This window comes from Cognatundibacterium oligocarboniphilum (assembly GCF_013377855.1).
In the GTDB taxonomy this organism is placed as follows: Bacteria; Pseudomonadota; Gammaproteobacteria; order Burkholderiales; family Burkholderiaceae_D; genus Undibacterium; species Undibacterium oligocarboniphilum.
In genome coordinates, this window is record NZ_JABXYJ010000003.1 from 271,747 (window position 1) to 294,058 (window position 22,312).

Consider the following 22,312-nt stretch of genomic DNA (forward strand, 5'->3'; position numbering starts at 1 on the left):
GCGGGGCAGTGATCACCAAAGATCACTGCCCCGGCATAAGCGGTTATGCAAGCTTTTATACTGAGTCTGGCTTACCGAAAATGTCTCTGAAACTGGGATAAAACGAGCAGTACCGGATCGTGGTCAATAGTGCAAGCACCGGCATCATAAGCAGGATAACGAAAACAGTATTACCAGTCATCGCGATGAGTATTTCCACCAGCATGGCTGGCAGCAAACCGGAAATGACGAACCAGGCAGCGGCGTAGACCAGGAATGCGCGCCCTGCACGCCTAACCGAAAAAAAACTGTAAAACAATGCTTTTCCAACAGACATGCGGTGCCACATGATCAATGGTCCCGCAAACCAGAACGCCATCAGTGCCGGGAGAAAGCTGAGAGCAGCAACCAGCATGCCCAGCAATAAACGTCCTTGCGGAACATCTTTGGGGTCAAGCGGCTTCTGATTTGATATGAGCTGATATAAAGCACCATCATCAACCAATTGGGAAATCAGGGTTGCCAGAGAGATGGCCAGTAAATACAAGCATCCCAGTCCCAATAAGCGCGGTAGCGCAGGTGACCGGAATCCCGCCAGCAACACACCAGGATGAACCTTACCGCCTTGCTCAATCAAAAAACTGGCATGCATGAAGCTCATTGCAAATACGGGGATCAGCAATAGCGGCATAAAATGCCCCAACACGGGCAGCAGGCTGATTCCCATGTTGAGGAACATGTAGGCAAAAAACAGCGTCAGCATTTCCGTGGGCTGGCGGCGAAACAACAGAAACCCTTGTTTTACCCAGGACCATCCGGCGGATGGATGAATCTGACTCATACGTCGCAAGTCAAAGGAGGCACCGGGAATGATTCCCGCAAACGCAAAATCCGCTCAAAATGAGCAGGATCATGCGGCGTCAGCATTTCTGCATCCCGCGGCTGATAATAATCATACAGACGGGACAGCCAGAAGCGCAGGGCGGCAGCCCGCAACATTGGTTTCCATGCCACCGATTCGTCATTGGTAAACGGCCTGATTTCGTGATAGGCCTTCAGCAGCGCACGAACCCGCTCAACATCCAGCTCACCAGTGGCAACCTCAATGCACCAGTCATTCACGGTTACCGCCACATCAAAAATCCAGGTGTCGCAACCCGCAAAATAAAAATCAAAAAAACCAGTCAGGCGGTCACCCTCAAACATGACGTTATTCCGGAACAGATCCGCATGGATCGGGCCTCTCGGCAACGCACGATAAATCGCGGTACTGTCAAAAGCATCCTGGAAATGCACTTCGGCACACAACAGATGTTTCAGCTCATCGGACAAAAATGGCATGACCTTGGGCGTTGTTTCATGCCACCAGTCAAGAGAACGCAGATTGGCCTGATACATCGGAAAATCCTGTCCGGCCAGATGCATTTTAGCGAGCATGGCACCAACCTCAGCACAGTGCAAAGGTACCGGTGTCATTTGCGAGCGCCCTTCCAGTTTACTGACGATCGCCGCCGGCTTCCCGTGCAAAGACACCACCAGCTCGCCATTATCATTGGCAACCGGAGCCGGCACCAATATGCCGCGATCAGCCAGGTGACGCATTAATTTCAGATAAAACGGCAGTTGTTCAAAATTCAGATTTTCAAATATGGTGAGCACATACTCACCGGACTCGGTGGTCAGAAAAAAATTACTGTTCTCAATCCCCGAAGCAATACCTTTAATTGCTAATGCCTTCCCAAGCGGGAACTGCTTCATCCAGGAGCTGAGATCATCCAGTGTAACCGGGGTAAAAACTGCCATTGTTAATTACCAGAAATCAGATTATTTATTAGCAGACGCCGCGCTGGCGGGTGCCGCTTTTTTAGGTGCAGGAGGCAGAACCGGCAAAGGCTCTGGTGCTTCCTTGGTTTCTTTCTTACCGCCAAATTCCATCACAGTCCATTGCGGTGCCCGGTTGGTACTCGCAGTTCCTTTCGGCGTATTCCCCACTTCCGGATCAGCTTTCAGCGTGTAATTGCTCTTACCTGACTTGACCTGAACTTCAGTGACTTTACCGGCGTTATTACGTTTTTCCGTCACCTTATTCCTGGGCTCAGGCTTACCGACAGATAAGGCGGCTTCCGATGCTGAAATTTCTTCCAGCTTTTCCACTTTCGGCGGCACAGGATCGGTTTTAGCTGACGTCTGCGCAAAGGTTGCGCCCGATATCAGCAACATACCCAGCGCGCTGACCCAAATATTTTTCGACAGTATTTTCATCAAGGCATCCCTGAAATTGAGGCAACGAAGCGTTTTTGCCATTGTAACAAACGACTATCATCAACGATACCAATTAACAGAAGGAAAAGCACAAAATAGCAGACATGAAAGCACAATAAAAAAGAGCGGCTAAAAGCCGCTCTTTTTAGCAAACCATTATCAGGCTAAAGCCTGAGCATGATTAGAACTGGTGACGAACGCCTGCTGTGAATTCAGTAACGTTAGCACCTGCAACAACTGCTTGCTCTTTCGCAGCTGCGTCTTGTGTGAGACGAGCATATGCTGTGTACAGGTCTGTGCGTTTGGACAGTGCATAGCTGTAACCCAGAGCGAATTGCTTGGAGCTGCCAACTGTGCCACCTGTTGTCAATGCTGTGTCATTCTTCACTTTTGTGAAGCCAGCCAGTACTTTGCTGTTTGCATCAACAGGTACAGTCACTGCCAGAGAGTATACTTTCTTGTCCAGGCCAGCATCGCTGGTTTGTTTCTGATAGAAAGCCACTGGTTTTGCCACGCCGAAGTCATAGGAAGCTGCCAGTGTGTTTGCCTTGACAGCATTGATGCCGCCTGCAGCAGGTTGCTGGTTGTCTTTGGCAAAGTTATAACCAACTTCCAGTGCATCAATCTTGTAGCCCAGATTCAAACCCATAGAGCGGCCAGCAGAAGTGTCGCCTGCGACTTCACCGAAGCCATAAGAAGCCAGTGCTGTGAAGCCGTTCAGGTTAGGTGTGCCGTAGAACACAGCATTGCCAGCACGGCCTGTTGTATCTGCAGAATTTGCTGTACCACCAACGAAATACAGACCACGGATGCCTGTACCGTTGTTGATCAGAGCGGATGCAAACGGATCGAAGTTGTCGAAGAACTTCAGTGTTGTTGTCTTGTCACGACCCAGGTTCAGGGAACCGAAATCACCGGACAGGCCAACGACAGAAGTACGGCCGAAAGTACGGCCACCCTGATCGGAAGCGCCTGTATCCAGCAGAATGCCCTGTTCCAGAACGAAACTTGCCTTCAGACCGCCACCCAGATCTTCAACACCTTTGAAGCCCAGACGGGAGCCAGCTTCCTGACCGCTTTGAATACGGGAGAAACGACCTGCTGGAGTGCCGTTATCCAGACTTTGGAAACCGACGTCAGCGACACCATAAATTGTTACTGAAGATTGCGCGAAAGCCGCACCAGAGAATGCACCCATCAGAGCGAGTGCGAGGAATGATTTTTTCATTGTCTAGTATCCAAAAAATGAATGTTAATTTTTGCTGCAGCACAATACTCATGCGGCAAAAAGCTGAATTGCAGGTCTATTTACAGCCTTGAACCAAAAATTGATCCAATGACAAGTGTCACGATACCTGCGAAAAATGACACTTTGATGAAATCGGGCTTTTTAATAAACAAGGACTTACAGAATGTTGCAATTAAAAGACACAGATTTTTTCATAATCCGGCTTTAAATATTTGCTGCTACGTTATAGCCCAGACCCACATTATAGGCATTTTTTCCATTTGCTGCACAGCATCAAAGATATAAGGGGTATCCACATCTTTTCAAGGGCAGCGAAAAAATTTATTTAACCAACCGTTTCCCAGGCATTTTGTTTCTGAGCAGTCATCGAACGCCAGTAGGCTCTGCCGGTGTACCACAGTGTCGCGCCAGTCAGCGCGCAGGCCAGTTGTCCGGCCGCCAGCGCCAGTACCGAATGATCAAGTAGCGGAGCCACAACGCCTGCAATCACTGCGCCGATCAGCGTCACTGATGCCGACTGGCAGGACGCAACGATGCCGCGGATGGAAGGAAACAGGTCGAGCACCAGCAAAGTCGCACCTGGCGCCACTAAAGACATACCGAAAGTGTAAAAAAACAAAGGCATTACAGACCAGAACAGGACGGGTACAGAAAACAGGTGAAAAGCGACGTTAAATAAGGATGCGCCAATTAAAAAGCAGAAACCGATACTCACCTGTTTCCAGACTGATATCTTTCCAGCCAGCCGGTTAGCCGTTAAGGCTCCCAGAAAAATACCGCCGACCGAAGGAATAAATTGCCAGCCAAACTGATCCGCTCCCAGATGAAGGTGTTGCGTGATAAAGACAGGAGCCGCGGAAATATATAAAAACAAGCCGCCGAAATTAAATGCGATCGTGCCGGCTTTCAGATGGAACAACGGTGATTTAAATACTTTGGCATAGCTTTCCCACAAAAACTCCGCACTGAACTCCTGACGTTTCTCTTTGGGCAAGGATTCGGGTAACAGTTTGAAACAGGCCAGCCACAAGGCAATTGTGTAGCCAAATAACAACAGAAAAATTGCCCTCCAGCTCATGAAAACCACAATCCAGCCGCCCAGAATCGGTGCAATGGCGGGAGCAATCGAAAAAATCATAGTGACCAGCGACAGCAAACGTTCTGCCTGCGCACCAGCATATAAGTCGCGGATGATGGCACGTCCGACGACCATCCCGGCGCCTGCTGAGATACCCTGCAAAATACGGAATCCCCATAAGTAATGAATACTGTGCGCCGACGCACAGCCAAAACTGGCCACCGCAAAGACGGCCAGCGCCACCAAAATGACATTACGCCGGCCAAAGGCGTCGGACAAGGCGCCATGCCACAAGGTCATGATTGCAAATGACAACATATAAGCAGTCAGTGTCTGCTGTACTTCTAATGGGGTCGCCTGCAAACCGGCCTGAATACTTGGAAAAGCTGGCAGATACGTGTCAATTGAAAACGGCCCCAGCATCGCCAGTGCTGCCAGAATGATGGCAAGTCCGGCGCGGCCGAGACCGGAACTGTCTGATTTCATTGATTCTCCAATTTCCAGCGAATGTCCCAGGCAATGCCCTCACCGGCTGCATTGACTGGAACCGGCGGCATCAGATGCCGCCCATGCATAAATATTTCATTTCCAGATACTCATCCATACCATATCGGGAACCTTCACGGCCTAATCCGGACTGTTTCACGCCGCCAAACGGCGCCACCTCATTGGAAATAAGCCCGGTATTGATGCCGACCATGCCGTATTCAAGCTTTTCAGCAACCCGCCAGACCCGGCCGATATCACGGGCATAAAAATAGGAAGCGAGACCAAAATCCGTGTTATTGGCAGCAGCGATCACTTCGTCTTCGGATGTGAACGGCATCACGGCAGCAACCGGGCCGAATGTTTCTTCATTCATCACCAGCATGTCGGCTGTGACATCTGCCAGCACGGTTGGTTCATAGAAAAGCGCGCCGGCGGAATGCAGCTTACCACCCGCCAGCAGGCGCGCACCGTTCGCCAGCGCATCGGCGACGTGTTCGCTGACTTTGGCCACGGCCTGATCGTCAATCATCGGCCCTTGCTGAATCCCTGCGGTAAAACCATCGCCGACCTGAATTTTCTGAGCTCCGGCAGCCAGTTTGCGGACGAACTCGTCATACACCGATACGTGCGCATAAAAGCGGTTGGTGCAAACACAGGTTTGTCCGGCATTCCGGTATTTAGACTGCAGCGCACCTTCCACCGCGGCATCGATGTCGGCGTCTTCAAACACGATGAACGGCGCATGGCCGCCAAGTTCCAGTGCCAGCTTTTTGACTGTCGGTGCGGACTGGCGCATCAGGATGCGTCCGACCGGTGTTGATCCGGTAAACGACAGGTGACGTACGACTGGGCTGTCGCACAAGACCTGTCCGATCGCAATCGAACGTTCCGAATCGGCAGTCAGCACATTCACCACACCGGGCGGGATGCCAGCACGATGTGCTAATTCGGCAATCGCCAGTGCCGACAAGGGGGTCTGCTCTGCCGGTTTGATCACGATGGAACATCCGGCTGCCACTGCCGGAGCAACTTTACGGGTAATCATCGCGATCGGGAAATTCCACGGTGTGATCGAGGCGCAGACACCGATCGGCTGCTTCAGCACCACCATGCGCTTGTCAGTCCATGTGGAAGTCATCACATCACCGGAAACGCGCTTGGCTTCTTCGGCAAACCACTCCAGAAAACTGGCGCCATACACGACTTCGCCCCGCGCCTCCGCCAGCGGCTTACCTTGCTCGGCAGTCATGATGGCAGCCAGATCGTCAGCATGGGCGATCATCAGATCAAACCAGCGGCGCATCAGCCCCGCGCGCTCTTTACCAGTCTTTGCGGCCCAGGCTGGAAATGCTGTCTGGGCGGCAGCGATGGCTTGTTGCGCATGTTCTGCACTCAGATTGGCAACCTGCGCCAGCACTGTCTGCGTGGACGGGTTACTGACTTCAAAACGATCCGCACAGTCTACCCAGTTACCGTTGATGTACGCAGCCTCCCGCAGCAGGCTGGCATCTTTCAGTTTCAGGTTGCTGGCTGTTTGTTGTAAGGACATGACTCAGTCTCCGTATTGATCTGAACTAACAATGTGAACAGGAAAAGGCATCCATCTCTGAACAGATGCCACCAAGAATGAAAGCCTAAAGCAAAACAGCCAGGTCTGCGCTGACTTGGCTGTTTTTTTCACATGAAACAAATTAATCGGCACAGCTTACTGCGGATTCTGATCCGGTTTCGGTTTCGCTTCTTCACGCCGGTTAAAGCCGGATACCATGTCGAAACGGAACAGACGACACTCCAGCGCACCGTTAAAAAATGGCGTCTTGCGCGATTCCTTGAGGCGCAGCAATTTCGGCACTGTCAGATCGGCAGTGAACAGGAAAACGCTCCAGCCGGCAAAACGCTGTTTCAGCGTGGCGCTGAATGCGCTGAAAAATTCTTTCGCCAGCTCATCAGACTCCAGGCTGCTGTCGCCGCGCACACCGATCCGTTCTCCATATGGCGGATTAGTCAGCAAAACACCGGGCTGTATCGTCGGCGCTTTAATTTCCTGCGCTTCAATCTGCTTTAGCGGCACATCGAAACGGATACCGGCCTTATTCAGGTTATTGCGCGTCATGATCACCATGTCGCCGGAAATATCGCTGCCGAAAATTGTCGGCTCCGCCGGCAGTGGGTGCGGTTTGACGCTGGCTTTGATATCTGCCCAGATCGCAGGATCAAACTGATGAAATTTTTCAAACGCGAATTCGCGCCGCATACCCGGTGGAATCCCCGCCAGAATCTGTGCGGCTTCGATCAGGATCGTGCCGGAACCGCACATCGGGTCAAACAGGGGAACGCCGGGCTTCCAACCGGAAGTACGCAACAGACCGGCTGCCAGATTTTCACGCAAAGGCGCATCGCCCGTTTCCATGCGCCAGCCACGCTTGAACAAAGGCTCACCGGACAAATCCAGATAAATCGTGAAAGTACGTGCATCCAGAAAACCGACGATGCGCATGTCCGGATTGCGGGTGTTAACGGATGGCCGCTGGGTGAACTGATCGCGAAAACGATCGCAGATGGCATCCTTGATTTTCAGGGTGATGAATTCCAGGCTCTTTAACGGCGACTTTACCGCCGTCACATCGACCCGGATGGTATGGTGATAGCCAAACCAGTCTTCCCAGTGCGTATCGAGCACCAGATCATAAATATCGTTTTCATTGCTGTAACTGGTGTGCCCCATGCGCATCAGCACACGCGAAGCAATGCGCGAATGCAGATTGATGCGCCAGCCATCCTGCAGGCTGCCGGAGCAGTGCACGCCGCCCGGAACCTGATTGTGGACGGTCATGGTTTTATCCAGTGCCGCGATTTCACCAAGCTCCTCGGCCAGTGCAGCTTCCATACCGCGCGGGCATGGGCAAAAATAAGAGTAACGTGTCATGGGGAACCTTTTATCCGTTGTGTGTCTGTGTCAAAAAAATACCGGCGAAAACGTGGTGTATTTTCGCCGTTGCGCGGAAACCGGAATCCAGATCAGATCCCTGTCCCGCTTTTACTGCCTGCAACCATCAGGCATGGATCAAAATGGCTTGACGATCACCAGAATCAGGACGATCAGCAGTAAAACTACCGGCACCTCATTAAACCAGCGAAACCAGACATGGCTGCGCTGGTTGCGCCTCTGCTCAAATTTCTTCAGCAACCGGCTGCAGGCATGGTGGTAGCCAATTAACAGGATGACACACAGTAGTTTGACGTGCATCCAGCCATTACCCGGCCCTTTACCGATCCCGTATCCCAACCACAGATAAGTACCCAGCAACACTGCGGGCACCATCAGTATGGTTGAAAAACGGTACAGCTTGCGCGCCATCAGCAGCAGACGCGCTGTCGTCATCGCATCATTTTCCATCGCCAGATTAACCAGAATACGCGGCAGATAAAACAGGCCGGCAAACCAGGAAATCACAAACAAGACGTGCAACGCTTTGATCCACAGCATAATTTTTTCCTTCATCGACATGGCACGCCCATCCGTCGCACCGGGTGTAGCCATTAAACGCTATTTACTGGCGAACCTCGCCATGCCCAAACACGATGTACTTCAGAGACGTCAATCCTTCCAGCCCGACCGGGCCGCGCGCATGCAACTTATCGTTGGAAATACCGATTTCCGCCCCCAGTCCGTATTCAAAACCATCGGCAAAACGGGTGGAGGCATTCACCATCACGGATGCAGAATCGACTTCGCGCAAAAAGCGCATAGCGCGGCTGTAATCTTCCGTCACGATCGATTCCGTGTGTTTGGAAGAATATTGATTAATGTGATGGATAGCTTCGTCCATGTCTGCCACCACCTTAACCGCCAGCACCGGTGCCAGATATTCCGTACTCCAGTCTTCTTCGGTCGCACTGGCAATCCAGGCGTAATCGTGCAGCAATGAAGCTGCAACCGGGTCGCAGCGCAGTTCGACTTTCTGCGTCGCATAGCGCGCTGCCAGCAGCGGCAGAATGCGGGGCGCGATCGCTTTCGCGACCAGCAGGGTTTCCATGGTATTGCAAGTGCCGTAACGGTGACATTTCGCATTAAACGCGATATCGGAGGCTTTTTGCAGATCGGCCTTATCGTCGATATACACATGGCAGATGCCATCCAGATGTTTGATCATCGGTACGGTCGCTTCCTGCATCAGACGCGCAATCAAGCCTTTGCCGCCACGCGGTACGATCACATCCACATACTGCGGCATGGTGATCAGCTCACCGACGGCAGCGCGGTCGGTGGTTTCGACGATCTGCACTGCATCGGCTGGTAAGCCAGCGCCAGCCAGCCCTTCTTTGACCAATTTTGCCAATGCCCGATTACAGTGAATGGCTTCCGAGCCGCCGCGCAGTATCGTCGCGTTGCCGCTCTTGATGCACAGACCTGCCGCATCGACGGTAACATTCGGACGCGCTTCGTAAATGATGCCGATCACGCCCAGCGGCACACGCATCTGCCCGACCTGAATGCCGGTCGGACGATATTTCATGTTGGAGATTTCACCGATCGGATCGGCCAGGCTGACGATCTGCTCCAGCCCTTCTGCCATCGTCGCAATTGCTTTATCGGACAGATTCAGGCGATCCAGCATCGCGGCTTCCATACCGGCGGCTTTGGCAGCCTCCAGATCAAGCTCATTGGCTGCGCGTAAAGCCGCAGCCTCGCGGCGAATAGCTGCAGCGATGAGGCTCAGGGCTTGGTTCTTGGCTGCGGTATCGGCTTTGGCCATCGCGCGCGATGCAATGCGGGCGCGCAGACCAAGGTCGTTCATGTAGTGTTTGATATCCATGATGTCATTTCAGGAGCAAAATATACTCCCCTGTGTATTTTTAAATACCCTTTATTTTCAAGGGCATCAGGCATGATTTTAATCATACTCCCCTATTTTCAGGGTTACCGGAGATTTTCCGGCAGCATCCGGCAATCAGGCGGCGCTGGCGACCTGCAGACCAAGCTGCAACAGCGCATCCCAGGCATCGCCGGCCAGTGTTTTAGCACGCAAACCCTTCACCATCTTATCGATTTGTGAGGCTTGCTGCAGCGCAGTCTGCAAGGTTTGCAAACTGACTCTGCGCAGTACCGGGTCCATGAGCTTTTCTCTGGGCCCCCAGATCCGGTATTCCTTCAGCAAAGCCGGCAGTGGTCTTCCCTGACTCATGCCCGCTTTCAGCTTGAGCAACGTACGGATTTCTTCCGCCATCGCCCACAATACCAGCGGCAGGGCTTCGCCCTCGCCTTTGAGCCCGTTCAGCATACGCGACAAGCGCTTCACGTCGCCCGCCAGCATCGCTTCATTGAGTTTGAACACGTCATAGCGCGCCACATTCAATACGGCGTCATGAATCTGTTCAAAACTGAGCCGGCCAGCCGGATGCAGTAAAGCCAGTTTCTGGATTTCCTGATGCGCGGCCAGCAGATTACCTTCGACCCGTTCAGCGATAAATTCGAGACCTTGACGATCTGCACTCTGTTGCTGCAAGGCCAGACGCTGGCTGATCCAGTTTGGCAAATGGGCACGTTCCACCAGCGGAATATCGATATACACCGCCGCCTGCTGCAGACTGCCAACCCAGGCGGCTTTTTGCGTTGCCCAGTCGAGCTTGGGTAAGGTAATCAGCGTCAGGTTATCTGGCGATAAATGGCTGACATAATCCTGTAATGCTTGTCCGCCATCCTTGCCGGGTTTGCCGGTCGGAATACGCAGATCAATCAGCTTTTTATCGCCAAACAGCGATTGAGACTGATTTGCTGCCAGCAACGCACCCCATTTGAAACTGCGCTCTACCGTCAGAATCTCACGTTCAAAAAACCCTTGCGCCTTCGCCGCACGACGGACTTTGTCTGCTGCTTCCAGCGCGAGCAAATGTTCATCGCTGGTGATCACATACAGCGGTGCCAGTGTTTTCGCCAGATGGCCGTCAAGGGCATCAAAACGCAGCTGCATTTACTGATCCAGTTTCACGACAGACAAACGGCGCATAATCTGCTGCACCAGATCGCTTTGCATATCGCGGTACAGCAATGCTTCTTCCGACTCTTTCGCCAGCACCTGCGATTCATTGAAGGTAATAGTGCGCCTCAATTGTATCAATACCGGCTCCAGAAATTCCTTACCTTCAGCATTGCGCAGGCGAAAGTTAAACCGGTACAGCAAATTATATTCACGCACACGCCCCTGACTGTTGAGCGACAGAATCTGCTTTTCACGTGTTTCGCCGAGCACGTCCAGAATCACTTCTGCGTCCTTGGCTTCGCTCGTAATCTGCGTCTGGCCGTTGGCGCGGATCTGACGCTTGAGCTCACCGCCTAACGGTGACGCGTCCGACAGGCCGATGTAGATGCTGTGAAACGGAAAACTGACCGGTCCGCGCAAAGCAAAACCGCACGCAGACAACGTCATCATCGCCAGCAATGCCAGCAACCATGTCTTTTGGTGAATGAGCCGTGAACGCATGCGGTTTCTCCTTTTACTCTTGCTCAGGCCACGATATTGACCAACTTACCCGGCACCACGATGATCTTCTTCGGCGTGCCTTCGATAAAACGCTGCACGCTTTCATTGGCCAGCGCGGTCGCTTCGATCATCGCTTTATCAGCATCTTTGCCAACCTTGATGCTGCCGCGCAGTTTACCGTTCACCTGCACCATCAGTTCGATTTCATCCTGCACCAGCGCGGTTTCATCAACCAGCGGCCAAGGCGCATCAATGATTTCTCCCATCTCTGCGGCAAAGCCGAGTTCCTGCCACATCGCATGCGTGATATGCGGGCAGACTGGATACAAACCTCGTAGCAAAATACTGAACGCTTCACGCAATGCGGCTGCCGAGCCTTCAGCGTCTGATTTGAATGACTCTATCGTATTGAGCAACTTCATCGCACCGGACACCACGGTGTTGTATTGCAGACGATCGTAATCGGCGTCGATCTGCTTTAATGTCAGATGCACTTCTCGGCGCAATACTTTCACATCCGCGGCGTAATTCGCTGGCGTTGCAGCGCCGGTGACAATCGTCTCAGACAATTTCAAGGCCGATGCCCACAAACGACGCAGATAACGCGAGGCACCTTCAACACCACTGCTGCTCCAGGCGGCACTTTGATCCGGTGGACCGGCAAACATCGTGAACAGGCGCGCCGTATCAGCACCGAACTGGGTGATGATGTCTTTCGGTTCAACCACGTTGTTTTTGGATTTCGACATTTTTTCTATGCCGCCCATCTGCACTGGCTGACCGTCAGACTTCAGACTCGCCGATACCGGACGGCCTTTATCATCGTGCCGGACTTCGATTTCATTCGGATAGAACCAGGTCTTCTTGCCGCTCTCGTCTTCGCGGTAGAACGATTCGTTCAGCAACATGCCTTGCGTGAACAGATTTTTGAATGGTTCATCGATCTTCACCAGACCAAGATCGCGCATCGCTTTGGTCCAGAAACGGGCGTACAGCAAATGCAACACCGCATGTTCAACGCCACCGATGTACTGATCCATCGCCATCCAGTAGTCATTGCGTTCATCGACCATCGTTGTCGCATCCGGGCAGGTATAGCGCATAAAATACCAGCTGGAATCGACGAAGGTGTCCATCGTGTCAGTTTCGCGCTGCGCCGGTTTGCCGCATTGAGGGCAAGGCACATTCAAAAATTCTGCATGTGTTTTTAATGGATTACCGGAACCGTCAGGAATACATTCAGTTGGCAATACCACCGGCAAATCTTCGTAGGGCACAGGCACATCACCGCAGCATTCGCAGTGAATGATAGGAATCGGTGTACCCCAATAACGTTGACGCGAAATACCCCAGTCACGCAAACGCCAGGTAGTTTTTTTCTCACCGACGCCTTTGGCGGCAAGATCAGCAGCAACAGCATCCACTGCTGCCTTATAGCTCAGACCATCGTATTTGCCGGAATTGACGGTCACGCATTTCTGTTTGTCGCCATACCAGTCAGCCCATGCTTCAGTGGTAAACCACTCACCTTCAATAGCCACAACTTGTTTGATCGCAATACCGTATTTTTTGGCAAAAGCAAAATCGCGTTCGTCATGCGCAGGTACACCCATCACAGCGCCGTCGCCGTATGTCATCAGCACATAATTGCCGACCCAGACTTCGACCTGTTCACCAGTCAGCGGATGCATGACGAATAAACCTGTTGGCAGACCTTCTTTTTCCTTGGTTGCCATTTCGGCTTCGGTGGTACCACCGGCTTTGCATTCTTCGATGAACGCTGCCAGTGTTGCATTATTTTTTGCAGCGACAGTCGCCAGCGGATGTTCCGCTGCCACGGCGCAAAACGTCACACCCATGATGGTGTCAGGACGAGTCGTGAACACATACATTTTGCCGTCTTGTACCAACGCGCCAGTGTCGTCTTTGATTTCGTGACTGAACGCAAAACGCACACCTTCGCTCTTACCTATCCAGTTACGCTGCATGGTACGCACTTGTTCTGGCCAGCCATCCAGCGTATCAATGCTGCTCAGCAATTCCTCGGCGTATTGGGTGATGCCGAAGTAGTAGCCGGGAATTTCACGCTTTTCCACCAGCGCACCGGAGCGCCAGCCGCGACCATCAATCACCTGCTCATTCGCCAGCACGGTCTGATCAATCGGGTCCCAGTTCACGACCTGCGTCTTTTTGTAGGCGATGCCTTTTTCCAGCATCTTCAGGAACAGCCATTGATTCCAGCGGTAGTAATCAGGATCACAGGTCGCCACTTCACGCGACCAGTCGAACGCCAGACCCAGCGGTTCCATCTGCGACTTCATGTCTTCGATATTCGCGTAAGTCCATTCTGCCGGAGATTTTTTATACGCAATCGCGGCATTTTCAGCTGGCAGACCAAACGCATCCCAGCCCATAGGCATCAGCACGTTATAACCCTTCATACGTAACTGGCGCGCCAGCATATCGTTGATGGTGTAATTGCGCACATGGCCCATGTGCAGCTTGCCGGAAGGATAGGGCAGCATAGAGCAGGCGTAATATTTACCTTTAGGGAAACGTGGATTGTTTTCTACGGCCTTATAGGCATCGATCTTTTTCCAATGGGATTGCGCCGATTGCTCGACGTCGGAGGGCGTGTATTTTTCTTGCATGGCGTGACCAGAAGTAGATGCGGAAATGACTCAGAACCTTTGATTATAACTGGTTCAGGGGCAAGTTTGAGTAAAGCAGGCGTGGCAGATCAGGGGTGAGCTGCCTGCGCGTCGGCGGGATCGGTGACAAAGGCAATTTTTCCCAGTCCCAGTTTCTGGGCTACGGCCATGACCTGGGCAATCGTTTCGTAACGTGTCGCCTTGTCTGCACGTAACTGGATTTCCGGTGCGACCGGCTGGCGCGCAGCAGTTGCGAGCTGACGTTCCAGCATTACCGGGTCAGTCAGCTGCTGCTCAAAAAAAATCTTTCCCTGTGCGTCAATCGCAATATGCAGGCTGGCAGCTGGCTGCGGCACAGGCTGGGCGCCGGTTTGCGGTAATTCAAGTCGGATGCTGGGCACCAGCATCGGGGCTGCCAGCATGAAAATCACCAGCAACACCAGCATCACATCCACCATCGGTGTGACGTTGATATCTGCCATCGGGCCAGACATCCTGACGCCGCTGTCGGCCTGGGCTGAAAAGCTGCCGAAACTCATGTAATTTCCCGGGATGCAGAGGGAGGACAAAAATGTAGCAACAAGTCGTGCGCAAAACCATCCAGTTCCGCCATTGTGATTCTGTGCACACGCTGCAAGGCGTTGTAAGCAAGAACAGAAGGAATGGCAACGATCAGTCCAAAGGCTGTCATGATCAGCGCCTCGCCAACCGGTCCTGCCAGTTGGTCAATCTGTACCATCCCGGCAGCGGAAATCGAGGTCAGTGCATGATAGATACCCCAGACAGTTCCCAGCAAACCCACGAAAGGAGCCGTTGCGCCGATGGATGCCAGCACAGTCAGCCCGTTTTCCAGTTTGCGTGTGAGTTTTTGTAATCGTTGCCGCAGATGACGGGTCAGGACTTCGCGCAAGTCACTTGCCGCGCTGAGCGTGGCGCCACGCTCAGCGCGAGCGGCTTCTGCAGCACCATCCGCCAATGACAAGAAAATCTGTTCTCTGTCATGCAGGCGCAACAGGGACAGTGCATCGTCCAGTGTCGGTGCCAGCCAGAATTGCTGCAGGAAAGACGCAGCCTGCCGGACACGCCAAAACGACCACGTTTTGGCAAGGATCAGCGTCCAGCTCAGCAAAGACATGCCAAACAGCAAATACGCGATGGTATGACCGAACTGATCGGCCTGTTCCCAATATTGTGCGATAGCAGAATGCATCGTCTGTGGTCAGTGTGGAGTCCGTATTGATTCAGTCAGCCGGTTTAATTCAGTCCCAGCACATCGTACATGTCAAACAACCCGTTGGCCTTGTCGCTCAGAAAACGTGCCGCACGCAGACTGCCGTGGGCATAGGTGACCCGGCTGGACGATTTATGGGAAATCTCGACCCGTTCGCCGATGCCGGCAAACAGCACCGTATGATCGCCGACAATGTCGCCACCGCGGATGGTGGCAAACCCGATCGAAGACGGATCGCGCTCGCCAGTCACCCCTTCGCGCGCGAACACGCCGACTTCATTCAGATCGCGCCCCAGTGCACTGGCGATTACTTCACCCATTTTGAGCGCAGTACCGGAAGGCGCGTCCACTTTGTGACGGTGATGCGCTTCGATAATCTCAATATCGTAGCCGCTTGCAAAACTTTTGGCGGCCATCTCCAGCAGTTTCAGCGTCACATTGACGCCGACACTCATGTTCGGGGCAAACACAATCGCCGTTTTTTTAGCAGCCTCTGCAATCGCTGCCTTACCGGCCTCATCAAAACCGGTGGTGCCGATAATCATCTTGACGCCATGCGCAGCGCAATATTCCAGATGTTTCAGCGTTCCCTCGGGACGGGTAAAATCAATCAGGAATTCAGCATCTGTCAGCGCCACTGCTAAATCCGATGTAATCAGCACGCCGCATGGCTTGCCCAGCGCAGCCGCAGCATCGGTGCCGATCGCCGGCGAGCCGGCCACATCCAGCGCACCTGCCAGCACCATATCATCCGCGTTGGCAATCGCTTCAATCAACATCTTACCCATACGGCCGGATGCACCGGCAACAGCTACTCTCAATACTGTCATACAAGCTTTCTTTACTTTTTATCTTTTTTCTTGGTGGCGCCATCGAAATCGGCCAGCGATTCCACTTTGCTGCCCACCAGTGCCGACTCGGTAATCCGTGCCAGATATTCCTGTTCCGTCGGCAAGTCACCGCCTTCGAATCTGGCAACCGTGTTATTTTTGAAGAAAATAGTGACGCGACTAGCAATCTGCTCACCATTCGGCTTGGTCAGACGGAAAGGGTAATCCCAGCGGTCTTCGTGGAACATATCGGTCAGCAATGCCGTGCCGAGTACGAAACGCACCTGTTCACGGGTCATGCCTTCCTTGATCTGGGACATCATTTCCTGCGACACGAAATTGCCCTGCTGCACAGTAATGCGATACGGCGAAATATAGCCCAGGAATTTTTTGACTCCGGTCGGGGTATACACCTGGGTGCCCGCAGCAGCGTTACTGGTCTGCGCTTTAGCCGCCTGATCCACCGACAGCGGCGTCTGGGATGCGCAGGCAGTCAGACTTGCCAGGGCAGCGATGAGCGTCAGATAACCTGTCTTGCCCTGAAGAAATTCGGAAAACAACAATCGCATAGGAACCTCAGTAATTGAGCAACATGCCCTAAAACCCGATATCATAAAGCAGATAGCATTCTTTTGACTGAAAACATGACAAACAGCACTCCAAACCTGAAAGCCAGCGGTCTCAAAGCGACCTTGCCACGCCTGAAAATTCTGGAAATTTTCCAGAACAGCAAGGTACGGCACCTGACTGCGGAAGATGTCTACAAGATTTTACTAAACGACAATATGGATGTCGGACTGGCAACAGTATATCGGGTGCTGACCCAGTTTGAACAGGCAGGCTTATTGCACCGTAATCACTTTGAGACTGGTAAAGCCATTTTCGAGCTCAATGAAGGCTCGCACCACGACCATCTGGTCTGTCTGGATTGCGGACGCGTGGAAGAATTTTTTGATGCTGGTATTGAGCAACGCCAGACCGCCATTGCCGCCGAACGCGGCTTTAAGATCGCAGACCACGCACTGGCGATCTACGGTAACTGCACGAAGGAAAATTGCGAACACAAAAACAGGTGATCGTCACCGGGCAAAGTCATTGATTGATCCTCGTCAGCCAGCGGAAACCTCTGGAATGTGTCCGTTCTACCATGACTGTCAGACGGTTTTCGACGGAGATCCCGCGAATCATCGTTCCGTGCTGTTGTTATTCAGCTTGGCTGCCACAGAATGAACCGTGTCAATAATTTTCTGCGCATTGAAGGGTTTCAGGATGAAGCCGTGTATGCCTGTTCTGACTGCCGCACTCACAGTTTCCTGATCCTTACTGGCCGTCACCAGCAGCACCAGCGAATCCGGCAGCATATCCTTGAGTTTGGGCAGGATATCGAGTCCGCTGACTTTCGGCATCACCACATCGAGCAGAATCATGTCCGGCCTGAGCTTCAATGCCATATCCAGTCCGGTTCCGCCATCTGTCGCTTCGCCGACAACATGATAACCCTCGTCACGCAATATCACGCGTAAGATCTCGCGCGTGATTTTATTATCGTCAATGAGCAGAATCTCAATATCTTTTTTATTCATACCGCTCGCCCTCTCAGTGACTCAGGGCACTGGACAGCAATTTTGCCGTGATATCCACAATCGGAATGACTCTCTCGTACGCCATCCGAGTAGGGCCGATCACGCCCAGCGTACCGACAATCTTGCCATTGACACCATAGGGCGCCGTCACAATGCTCATTTCCTCCATCGGCACCAGTTGCGATTCGCCGCCGATAAAAATCTGCACGCCGCCGGCCTTGCTGGAAACGTCCAGTAATTGCATCAGCCCGCTTTTTTGTTCAAACATATCAAACAATTTGCGCAGCGACGCCATGTTGGATGACCAGTCCTGCACATGCAACAGATTGCGCTCGCCGGAAATCACGACTTCGTCGGCCTGATCTGCCAGCGCGTCGCTGCCAGCGGCAACGGCAGCCTGCATCAGCCGGCTCATATCACTCTGGAGTTGCTGCAATTCATGGTTGAGCCGCAAACGCGCCTCCTCAAAACCGTGACCGCTGAAATGCTGATTCAGATAGTTGGCAGCCTGTGTCAATTGTGCCGGGGTGTAATCCACATCAGTCAGCAGCAGGCGGTTATGCACTTCGCCGCTGGGCTCTACGACGACCAGCAGGATCCGCTTTTCAGACAGGCGCAAAAACTCCACCTGCTGGAATACCGATTCGGTACGCGGCGTCATCACCACCCCGGCAAACTGGGACAGGGAAGATAATGTCTGCGCCGCATTGGCGATAATTTTCTGCGGCGGCTGCGACAGGATACCCGGCTGTATGCGCGATTCCAGTGCCGTTTCATCGATTTCCTGCACCGTCAGCAATTCATCCACAAACAAGCGGTAGCCGCGCGGTGTCGGCACCCTTCCGGCTGAGGTATGCGGGCTGGCAACAAATCCCATCTCTTCGAGGTCTGCCATGACATTTCTGATGGTCGCCGGCGATAACTCCAGTCCGGAAATTCTGGACAAAGCGCGTGAACCGACTGGCTGACCATCCGCAATGTAATGTTCAACGAGGGCTTTTAATAAGGTCTGGGCACGATGATCGAGTTGCATGTCTTCATTCTAGGCGAGTGACGGGGCGATGAACACAGGAAACTTCACAACCACTCTGTTAAATCATGTAAATCTTTAAATTCTGCATCCGGCAATATATGCTGATGACGCGGATCAGCAGACGGCATACCGCTGCGATTCATCCAGCCCGCACGCAATCCGGCCTGTTGCGCGCCCTCTACATCCAGCAACAGATCATCCCCGACATACAGGACTGACTGCGGCACCAAGCCCAGCGCATCACATGCTGCCAGGAAAATGCGCGGATCGGGTTTAGCGCAACCGAACTGATGCGCGGCGACCGACACTTCGAAATGCGGCGCGAGGCCAATGGCCTGCAAATCGGCAAAACCATTCGATACCGTGCCCAACCGCACCTTCTGCGCCAGTGTTTGTAATGCGGGTCGGACATCCTCATACAGGCTGACCTGATTGCGGGCTGCCGCAAACACCGCCATCGCCTGGTCGGCTTTGGCCGGGTCCTCGTCATGTTCAATCAGAATCTGGCGCAACAATGTATGACGCAAAGCCCATAAATCATAGGAAAAGCGGGGGTCGCTGGCTACCAGCGCCTGCCGCCGTTCGCGCAGGCTGTCTATGGTATGCAGGGCAGTGACCGCCGGTACGTGTTCCTGCATCCAGGCATGCAGGCGGCTTTCTGCATGCCGGATGACCGGTGCGACCGGCCACAACGTATCGTCCAGATCCAGCAAGACTGCTTTAATTATCATAAATGGCATTCAATCTGTTCATTTCTTCCTTAATTATGGTCTAATCTGAGACGTTACGTCACTACTCTTTCTTTATGACTGTCCAGGCCAAAACAATCGCCCTTATCGGAAAATACAATGCAGCAGGTATTGCTGGTTCGATCAGTGCGCTGGCCAGTTTTCTCGATCAAGCCGGTCATACCGTCGTGCTGGAAGCGGAGACCGCCAGTTATATCGAACTCGATGCGTTTGCCGTCATGTCGGTGCCGGATATCGGCAAGCAGGCGGATGCGGCGATTGTGGTCGGCGGCGACGGCACCATGCTGGGGATTGCGCGCCAGCTGGCGCCGTACAATGTGCCGCTGATCGGCATCAATCAGGGCCGGCTGGGTTTTATCACCGACATTCCACTCGATCGGATGATGCCGGTTGTTGCCGAAATGCTGGAAGGTAAATACACCTCCGAGCGACGCAGCCTGCTGCAGGCGATTGTAGTGCGGGGCGGGGATCAGATTTTCAGCGGCGTGGCCTTCAACGACATCGTGGTATCACGCGGCACCGGTTCCGGTATGGTGGAGTTGCGGGTCGAAGTCGACCGCCACTTCATGTACAACCAGCGTTCTGACGGCTTGATCGTCTCAACCCCGACCGGTTCGACTGCCTACGCCTTGTCTGCCGGTGGGCCATTGCTGCACCCCAGTCTGGATGGTATCGCCATGGTGCCGATCGCACCGCACGCGCTCTCCAATCGTCCGATTGTGCTGCCGGACAGCAGCGAAATTGTGATTGAGATCGTGGCAGGCAAGGATATCAGCGTGAATTTTGATATGCAGACTTTTGCCAGTCTGCTGCATCAGGACCGGATCATCGTCAAACGCTCTGCGCACACCGTCACCTTTCTGCACCCGAAAGACTGGAATTATTACGACACCCTGCGCGAAAAACTGCACTGGAATGAATATCCCTCGGTGGAAGGTGCACTGAGCTGATTCCGGTTGCTACAATAGCAGCTGCTTTTTCCTTCCGTTTTTTGTATTGTGTTCTTTCTGTTGGCACCTCACTACTATGCTGCGCACGCTTGCTATTCGTGATTTTGTGATTGTTGAAGTGGTCGAGCTGGAATTTTCATCCGGTTTCAGCGCACTGACCGGCGAAACCGGTGCCGGTAAATCGATCCTGATTGATGCGCTGAGCCTCGCGCTGGGTGGACGCGGTGACGCCAGCATGGTGCGCGAATCGGCAGCCAGGGCCGATATCAGCGCTGAATTTTCCACCGGCCAGCATATCAACGATTGGCTGGAACAACACGATTTCAGCACGCCGGAGCAGCAACTGATCCTGCGCCGCACGATCGACAATGCCGGACGCTCTAAAGCCTGGATTAACGGCATCACCGCCACCGCCACCCAGTTACGGGAACTTGGTGATCTGCTGGTCGATATCCATGGTCAGCATGCCCATCAGTCGCTACTGCGCAGCGAGGCGCAGCGTGCATTGCTCGATATGCAGGGCAATCTGCAAACGCAGGTGCAGGAAACGGCAAACCGTTATCAGGTCTGGCGCAAATTACAGCAGCAACGGCAAGAATTTGAAACCAATGCCAAAAACGTGCTGCAGGAAAGAGAACGGCTTGAATGGCAGGTCGGCGAACTCGACAAACTGCAGATCCGTGAAGGTGAATGGGAACAGATCAGCCAGGAGCACAGCAGGCTGGCCCATGCCGCCAGCCTGCTGGATGGTGCTCAGGAAGCCGCTTCCCTGATTGCGGATGCCGAACATCCGGTACTGTCGCAATTGTCAGCGATGCAGCAAAAACTCAGCAAGCTGCAGGATTATGACGCGGCGCTGCACCCGGTCACCGAATCGCTCGAATCTGCCTGCATCCATCTGCAGGAAACCATGTATGCGCTGCATGATTACCTCGGCCGCACCGAGCTGGACCCGGCGCGTCTGCGCGAGGTAGAGGCAAGGGTGGAAGCCATCCACAGCACGGCGCGCCGCTTTCATGTGGCGCCGGAGCATCTGCATCATGAACACACGTCACTGACAGAACAGCTGCAACAGCTGGCCGATGCCAGCGACCTGGACAGCCTCCGGATTCAGGAAGACAAAGCCCTGCAAAGCTATCTGCAGACTGCGCAAAAACTCAGCAAGGCCAGACAGAAAATCGCCAGGGAAATGGGCGCCGCCGTCACAGCAGCAATGCAGGATCTGAGCATGAGCGGCGGCAGTTTCAGCGTCGCACTGCATCCGGCCGAACCAGCCGCACATGGCCTGGAACAGGTCGAATTCCTGGTGGCGGGACACACCGGCGTACAGGCGCGGCCATTGGCGCGGGTGGCGTCTGGCGGCGAACTGGCGCGGATTTCACTGGCGATTTCCGTCATCACTTCCTGTGCCACGGCTACCCCGACCCTGATTTTTGATGAAGTCGACAGCGGCATCGGCGGCGGTGTTGCCGAAGTCGTCGGCCGTCTGTTGAAACGTCTGGGACAGGATCGTCAGGTATTGTGTGTAACCCATCTGCCGCAGGTCGCCAGCCAGGCCAACCATCATTTCCAGGTCAGCAAGGACCAGCAGCGCGGCAAAACCATTTCCCGGATTCAGCTACTCGATAATCCGCAGCGGGTTGAGGAAATTGCCCGTATGCTGGGAGGTATCGAAATCACGGCAACCACCCGTCAGCATGCCAGGGAATTACTGGCTTCCTGATGCCACGGCTGGCACCATGGATT

At 53.4% G+C, this 22,312-nt stretch carries 22 protein-coding genes; 3 read left to right on the forward strand and 19 right to left on the reverse strand.

All coding sequences use genetic code 11. The annotated features are described in order from the left end of the window. Window positions 1–55 precede the first annotated feature (55 nt). The 16 genes from HV832_RS06610 to HV832_RS06685 all read right to left on the reverse strand — a co-directional run bounded on the left by HV832_RS06610 (window position 56) and on the right by HV832_RS06685 (window position 16,820). Window positions 56–820, reverse strand: coding sequence for a BPSS1780 family membrane protein (locus tag HV832_RS06610; protein ID WP_176802763.1), 765 nt, complete (start codon window positions 818–820; stop codon window positions 56–58). Further along, window positions 817–1,782, reverse strand: a complete 966-nt coding sequence (locus HV832_RS06615) for a homoserine kinase (RefSeq protein WP_176802764.1) — start codon at window positions 1,780–1,782, stop codon at window positions 817–819. The genes HV832_RS06610 and HV832_RS06615 overlap by 4 nt, the downstream gene beginning before the upstream one ends. A 21-nt stretch (window positions 1,783–1,803) precedes the next feature. After that, the gene (locus HV832_RS06620) at window positions 1,804–2,241 is read right to left on the reverse strand and encodes a hypothetical protein (protein WP_176802765.1); all 438 of its coding nucleotides are present in this window, start codon (window positions 2,239–2,241) and stop codon (window positions 1,804–1,806) included. A gap of 181 nt (window positions 2,242–2,422) precedes the next feature. Further along, on the reverse strand, window positions 2,423–3,469 hold the full coding sequence (locus HV832_RS06625) for a porin (protein ID WP_176802766.1): 1,047 nt from the start codon (window positions 3,467–3,469) through the stop codon (window positions 2,423–2,425). 346 nt (window positions 3,470–3,815) lie between these two features. Further along, a complete protein-coding gene (locus tag HV832_RS06630; RefSeq protein ID WP_176802767.1) occupies window positions 3,816–5,054 on the reverse strand; it encodes a multidrug effflux MFS transporter in 1,239 nt (412 codons plus the stop codon). Between the two features lie 70 nt (window positions 5,055–5,124). Next, window positions 5,125–6,606: an NAD-dependent succinate-semialdehyde dehydrogenase gene (locus HV832_RS06635; protein ID WP_176802768.1), complete on the reverse strand. Its 1,482-nt coding sequence runs from the start codon at window positions 6,604–6,606 to the stop codon at window positions 5,125–5,127. 156 nt (window positions 6,607–6,762) lie between these two features. Beyond that, complete coding sequence (locus HV832_RS06640; protein ID WP_399310411.1) at window positions 6,763–7,983, reverse strand: THUMP domain-containing class I SAM-dependent RNA methyltransferase; 1,221 nt, start codon at window positions 7,981–7,983, stop codon at window positions 6,763–6,765. A gap of 138 nt (window positions 7,984–8,121) precedes the next feature. Beyond that, window positions 8,122–8,544, reverse strand: coding sequence for a CopD family protein (locus HV832_RS06645; RefSeq protein WP_176802921.1), 423 nt, complete (start codon window positions 8,542–8,544; stop codon window positions 8,122–8,124). A 64-nt stretch (window positions 8,545–8,608) separates the two neighbouring features. Further along, window positions 8,609–9,874, reverse strand: a complete 1,266-nt coding sequence (locus HV832_RS06650; RefSeq protein WP_176802769.1) for a glutamate-5-semialdehyde dehydrogenase — start codon at window positions 9,872–9,874, stop codon at window positions 8,609–8,611. A 135-nt stretch (window positions 9,875–10,009) separates the two neighbouring features. Then, window positions 10,010–11,029: a DNA polymerase III subunit delta gene (holA, locus tag HV832_RS06655; protein ID WP_176802770.1), complete on the reverse strand. Its 1,020-nt coding sequence runs from the start codon at window positions 11,027–11,029 to the stop codon at window positions 10,010–10,012. Continuing rightward, entirely contained in the window at window positions 11,030–11,539 is a 510-nt protein-coding gene (locus HV832_RS06660) for an LPS-assembly lipoprotein LptE (RefSeq protein WP_176802771.1), read from the reverse strand. A gap of 23 nt (window positions 11,540–11,562) precedes the next feature. After that, window positions 11,563–14,190 carry a leucine--tRNA ligase gene (gene leuS, locus HV832_RS06665; protein WP_176802772.1) on the reverse strand — a complete coding sequence of 876 codons (2,628 nt, stop codon included), beginning with the start codon at window positions 14,188–14,190 and terminating at the stop codon, window positions 11,563–11,565. An 89-nt stretch (window positions 14,191–14,279) separates the two neighbouring features. Further along, window positions 14,280–14,729, reverse strand: coding sequence for an ExbD/TolR family protein (locus tag HV832_RS06670; protein WP_176802773.1), 450 nt, complete (start codon window positions 14,727–14,729; stop codon window positions 14,280–14,282). After that, window positions 14,726–15,400 (reverse strand): MotA/TolQ/ExbB proton channel family protein, encoded by a 675-nt coding sequence (locus tag HV832_RS06675; RefSeq protein ID WP_176802774.1) that lies wholly within the window; start codon window positions 15,398–15,400, stop codon window positions 14,726–14,728. The genes HV832_RS06670 and HV832_RS06675 overlap by 4 nt, the downstream gene beginning before the upstream one ends. Before the next feature lie 44 nt (window positions 15,401–15,444). Beyond that, on the reverse strand, window positions 15,445–16,251 hold the full coding sequence (dapB, locus tag HV832_RS06680; protein WP_176802775.1) for a 4-hydroxy-tetrahydrodipicolinate reductase: 807 nt from the start codon (window positions 16,249–16,251) through the stop codon (window positions 15,445–15,447). An 11-nt stretch (window positions 16,252–16,262) separates the two neighbouring features. Further along, window positions 16,263–16,820, reverse strand: coding sequence for an outer membrane protein assembly factor BamE (locus HV832_RS06685; RefSeq protein WP_176802776.1), 558 nt, complete (start codon window positions 16,818–16,820; stop codon window positions 16,263–16,265). 75 nt (window positions 16,821–16,895) lie between these two features. On the opposite strand from HV832_RS06685, the gene fur reads away from it, so the two are divergent. Continuing rightward, window positions 16,896–17,327 (forward strand): ferric iron uptake transcriptional regulator, encoded by a 432-nt coding sequence (gene fur, locus HV832_RS06690; protein WP_176802777.1) that lies wholly within the window; start codon window positions 16,896–16,898, stop codon window positions 17,325–17,327. Between the two features lie 108 nt (window positions 17,328–17,435). Here the strand turns inward: fur and HV832_RS06695 are convergent, their stop codons facing one another. Genes HV832_RS06695 through HV832_RS06705 form a run of 3 tightly spaced genes read right to left on the reverse strand, consistent with a single transcriptional unit; the run spans window position 17,436 to window position 19,598 of the window. Then, window positions 17,436–17,834: a response regulator gene (locus tag HV832_RS06695; protein WP_176802778.1), complete on the reverse strand. Its 399-nt coding sequence runs from the start codon at window positions 17,832–17,834 to the stop codon at window positions 17,436–17,438. A gap of 13 nt (window positions 17,835–17,847) precedes the next feature. Next, complete coding sequence (hrcA, locus tag HV832_RS06700; RefSeq protein WP_176802779.1) at window positions 17,848–18,867, reverse strand: heat-inducible transcriptional repressor HrcA; 1,020 nt, start codon at window positions 18,865–18,867, stop codon at window positions 17,848–17,850. A gap of 44 nt (window positions 18,868–18,911) precedes the next feature. Then, on the reverse strand, window positions 18,912–19,598 hold the full coding sequence (locus tag HV832_RS06705; RefSeq protein ID WP_223827211.1) for an HAD family hydrolase: 687 nt from the start codon (window positions 19,596–19,598) through the stop codon (window positions 18,912–18,914). Window positions 19,599–19,672: 74 nt separating this feature from the next. On the opposite strand from HV832_RS06705, the gene HV832_RS06710 reads away from it, so the two are divergent. Then, window positions 19,673–20,566, forward strand: coding sequence for an NAD kinase (locus tag HV832_RS06710; RefSeq protein WP_176802781.1), 894 nt, complete (start codon window positions 19,673–19,675; stop codon window positions 20,564–20,566). Window positions 20,567–20,642: 76 nt separating this feature from the next. Then, complete coding sequence (recN, locus tag HV832_RS06715) at window positions 20,643–22,289, forward strand: DNA repair protein RecN (protein ID WP_176802782.1); 1,647 nt, start codon at window positions 20,643–20,645, stop codon at window positions 22,287–22,289. The last annotated feature ends 23 nt before the right edge of the window (window positions 22,290–22,312 follow it).

What these genes read in the sequence shown, in the direction of transcription:
- HV832_RS06615 (WP_176802764.1), bottom strand. Translation starts at nt 1,782, where the DNA reads ATGGCAGTTTTTACCCCGGTTACACTGGATGATCTCAGCTCCTGGATG.
- HV832_RS06640 (WP_399310411.1), bottom strand. Translation starts at nt 7,983, where the DNA reads ATGACACGTTACTCTTATTTTTGCCCATGCCCGCGCGGTATGGAAGCT.
- HV832_RS06675 (WP_176802774.1), bottom strand. Translation starts at nt 15,400, where the DNA reads ATGCATTCTGCTATCGCACAATATTGGGAACAGGCCGATCAGTTCGGT.
- HV832_RS06660 (WP_176802771.1), bottom strand. Translation starts at nt 11,539, where the DNA reads ATGCGTTCACGGCTCATTCACCAAAAGACATGGTTGCTGGCATTGCTG.
- hrcA (WP_176802779.1), bottom strand. Translation starts at nt 18,867, where the DNA reads ATGCAACTCGATCATCGTGCCCAGACCTTATTAAAAGCCCTCGTTGAA.
- HV832_RS06635 (WP_176802768.1), bottom strand. Translation starts at nt 6,606, where the DNA reads ATGTCCTTACAACAAACAGCCAGCAACCTGAAACTGAAAGATGCCAGC.
- HV832_RS06620 (WP_176802765.1), bottom strand. Translation starts at nt 2,241, where the DNA reads ATGAAAATACTGTCGAAAAATATTTGGGTCAGCGCGCTGGGTATGTTG.
- HV832_RS06650 (WP_176802769.1), bottom strand. Translation starts at nt 9,874, where the DNA reads ATGGATATCAAACACTACATGAACGACCTTGGTCTGCGCGCCCGCATT.
- fur (WP_176802777.1), top strand. Translation starts at nt 16,896, where the DNA reads ATGACAAACAGCACTCCAAACCTGAAAGCCAGCGGTCTCAAAGCGACC.
- HV832_RS06625 (WP_176802766.1), bottom strand. Translation starts at nt 3,469, where the DNA reads ATGAAAAAATCATTCCTCGCACTCGCTCTGATGGGTGCATTCTCTGGT.
- holA (WP_176802770.1), bottom strand. Translation starts at nt 11,029, where the DNA reads ATGCAGCTGCGTTTTGATGCCCTTGACGGCCATCTGGCGAAAACACTG.
- HV832_RS06670 (WP_176802773.1), bottom strand. Translation starts at nt 14,729, where the DNA reads ATGAGTTTCGGCAGCTTTTCAGCCCAGGCCGACAGCGGCGTCAGGATG.
- HV832_RS06610 (WP_176802763.1), bottom strand. Translation starts at nt 820, where the DNA reads ATGAGTCAGATTCATCCATCCGCCGGATGGTCCTGGGTAAAACAAGGG.
- HV832_RS06630 (WP_176802767.1), bottom strand. Translation starts at nt 5,054, where the DNA reads ATGAAATCAGACAGTTCCGGTCTCGGCCGCGCCGGACTTGCCATCATT.
- leuS (WP_176802772.1), bottom strand. Translation starts at nt 14,190, where the DNA reads ATGCAAGAAAAATACACGCCCTCCGACGTCGAGCAATCGGCGCAATCC.
- HV832_RS06685 (WP_176802776.1), bottom strand. Translation starts at nt 16,820, where the DNA reads ATGCGATTGTTGTTTTCCGAATTTCTTCAGGGCAAGACAGGTTATCTG.
- HV832_RS06710 (WP_176802781.1), top strand. Translation starts at nt 19,673, where the DNA reads ATGACTGTCCAGGCCAAAACAATCGCCCTTATCGGAAAATACAATGCA.
- HV832_RS06645 (WP_176802921.1), bottom strand. Translation starts at nt 8,544, where the DNA reads ATGCTGTGGATCAAAGCGTTGCACGTCTTGTTTGTGATTTCCTGGTTT.
- dapB (WP_176802775.1), bottom strand. Translation starts at nt 16,251, where the DNA reads ATGACAGTATTGAGAGTAGCTGTTGCCGGTGCATCCGGCCGTATGGGT.
- HV832_RS06705 (WP_223827211.1), bottom strand. Translation starts at nt 19,598, where the DNA reads ATGATAATTAAAGCAGTCTTGCTGGATCTGGACGATACGTTGTGGCCG.
- HV832_RS06695 (WP_176802778.1), bottom strand. Translation starts at nt 17,834, where the DNA reads ATGAATAAAAAAGATATTGAGATTCTGCTCATTGACGATAATAAAATC.
- recN (WP_176802782.1), top strand. Translation starts at nt 20,643, where the DNA reads ATGCTGCGCACGCTTGCTATTCGTGATTTTGTGATTGTTGAAGTGGTC.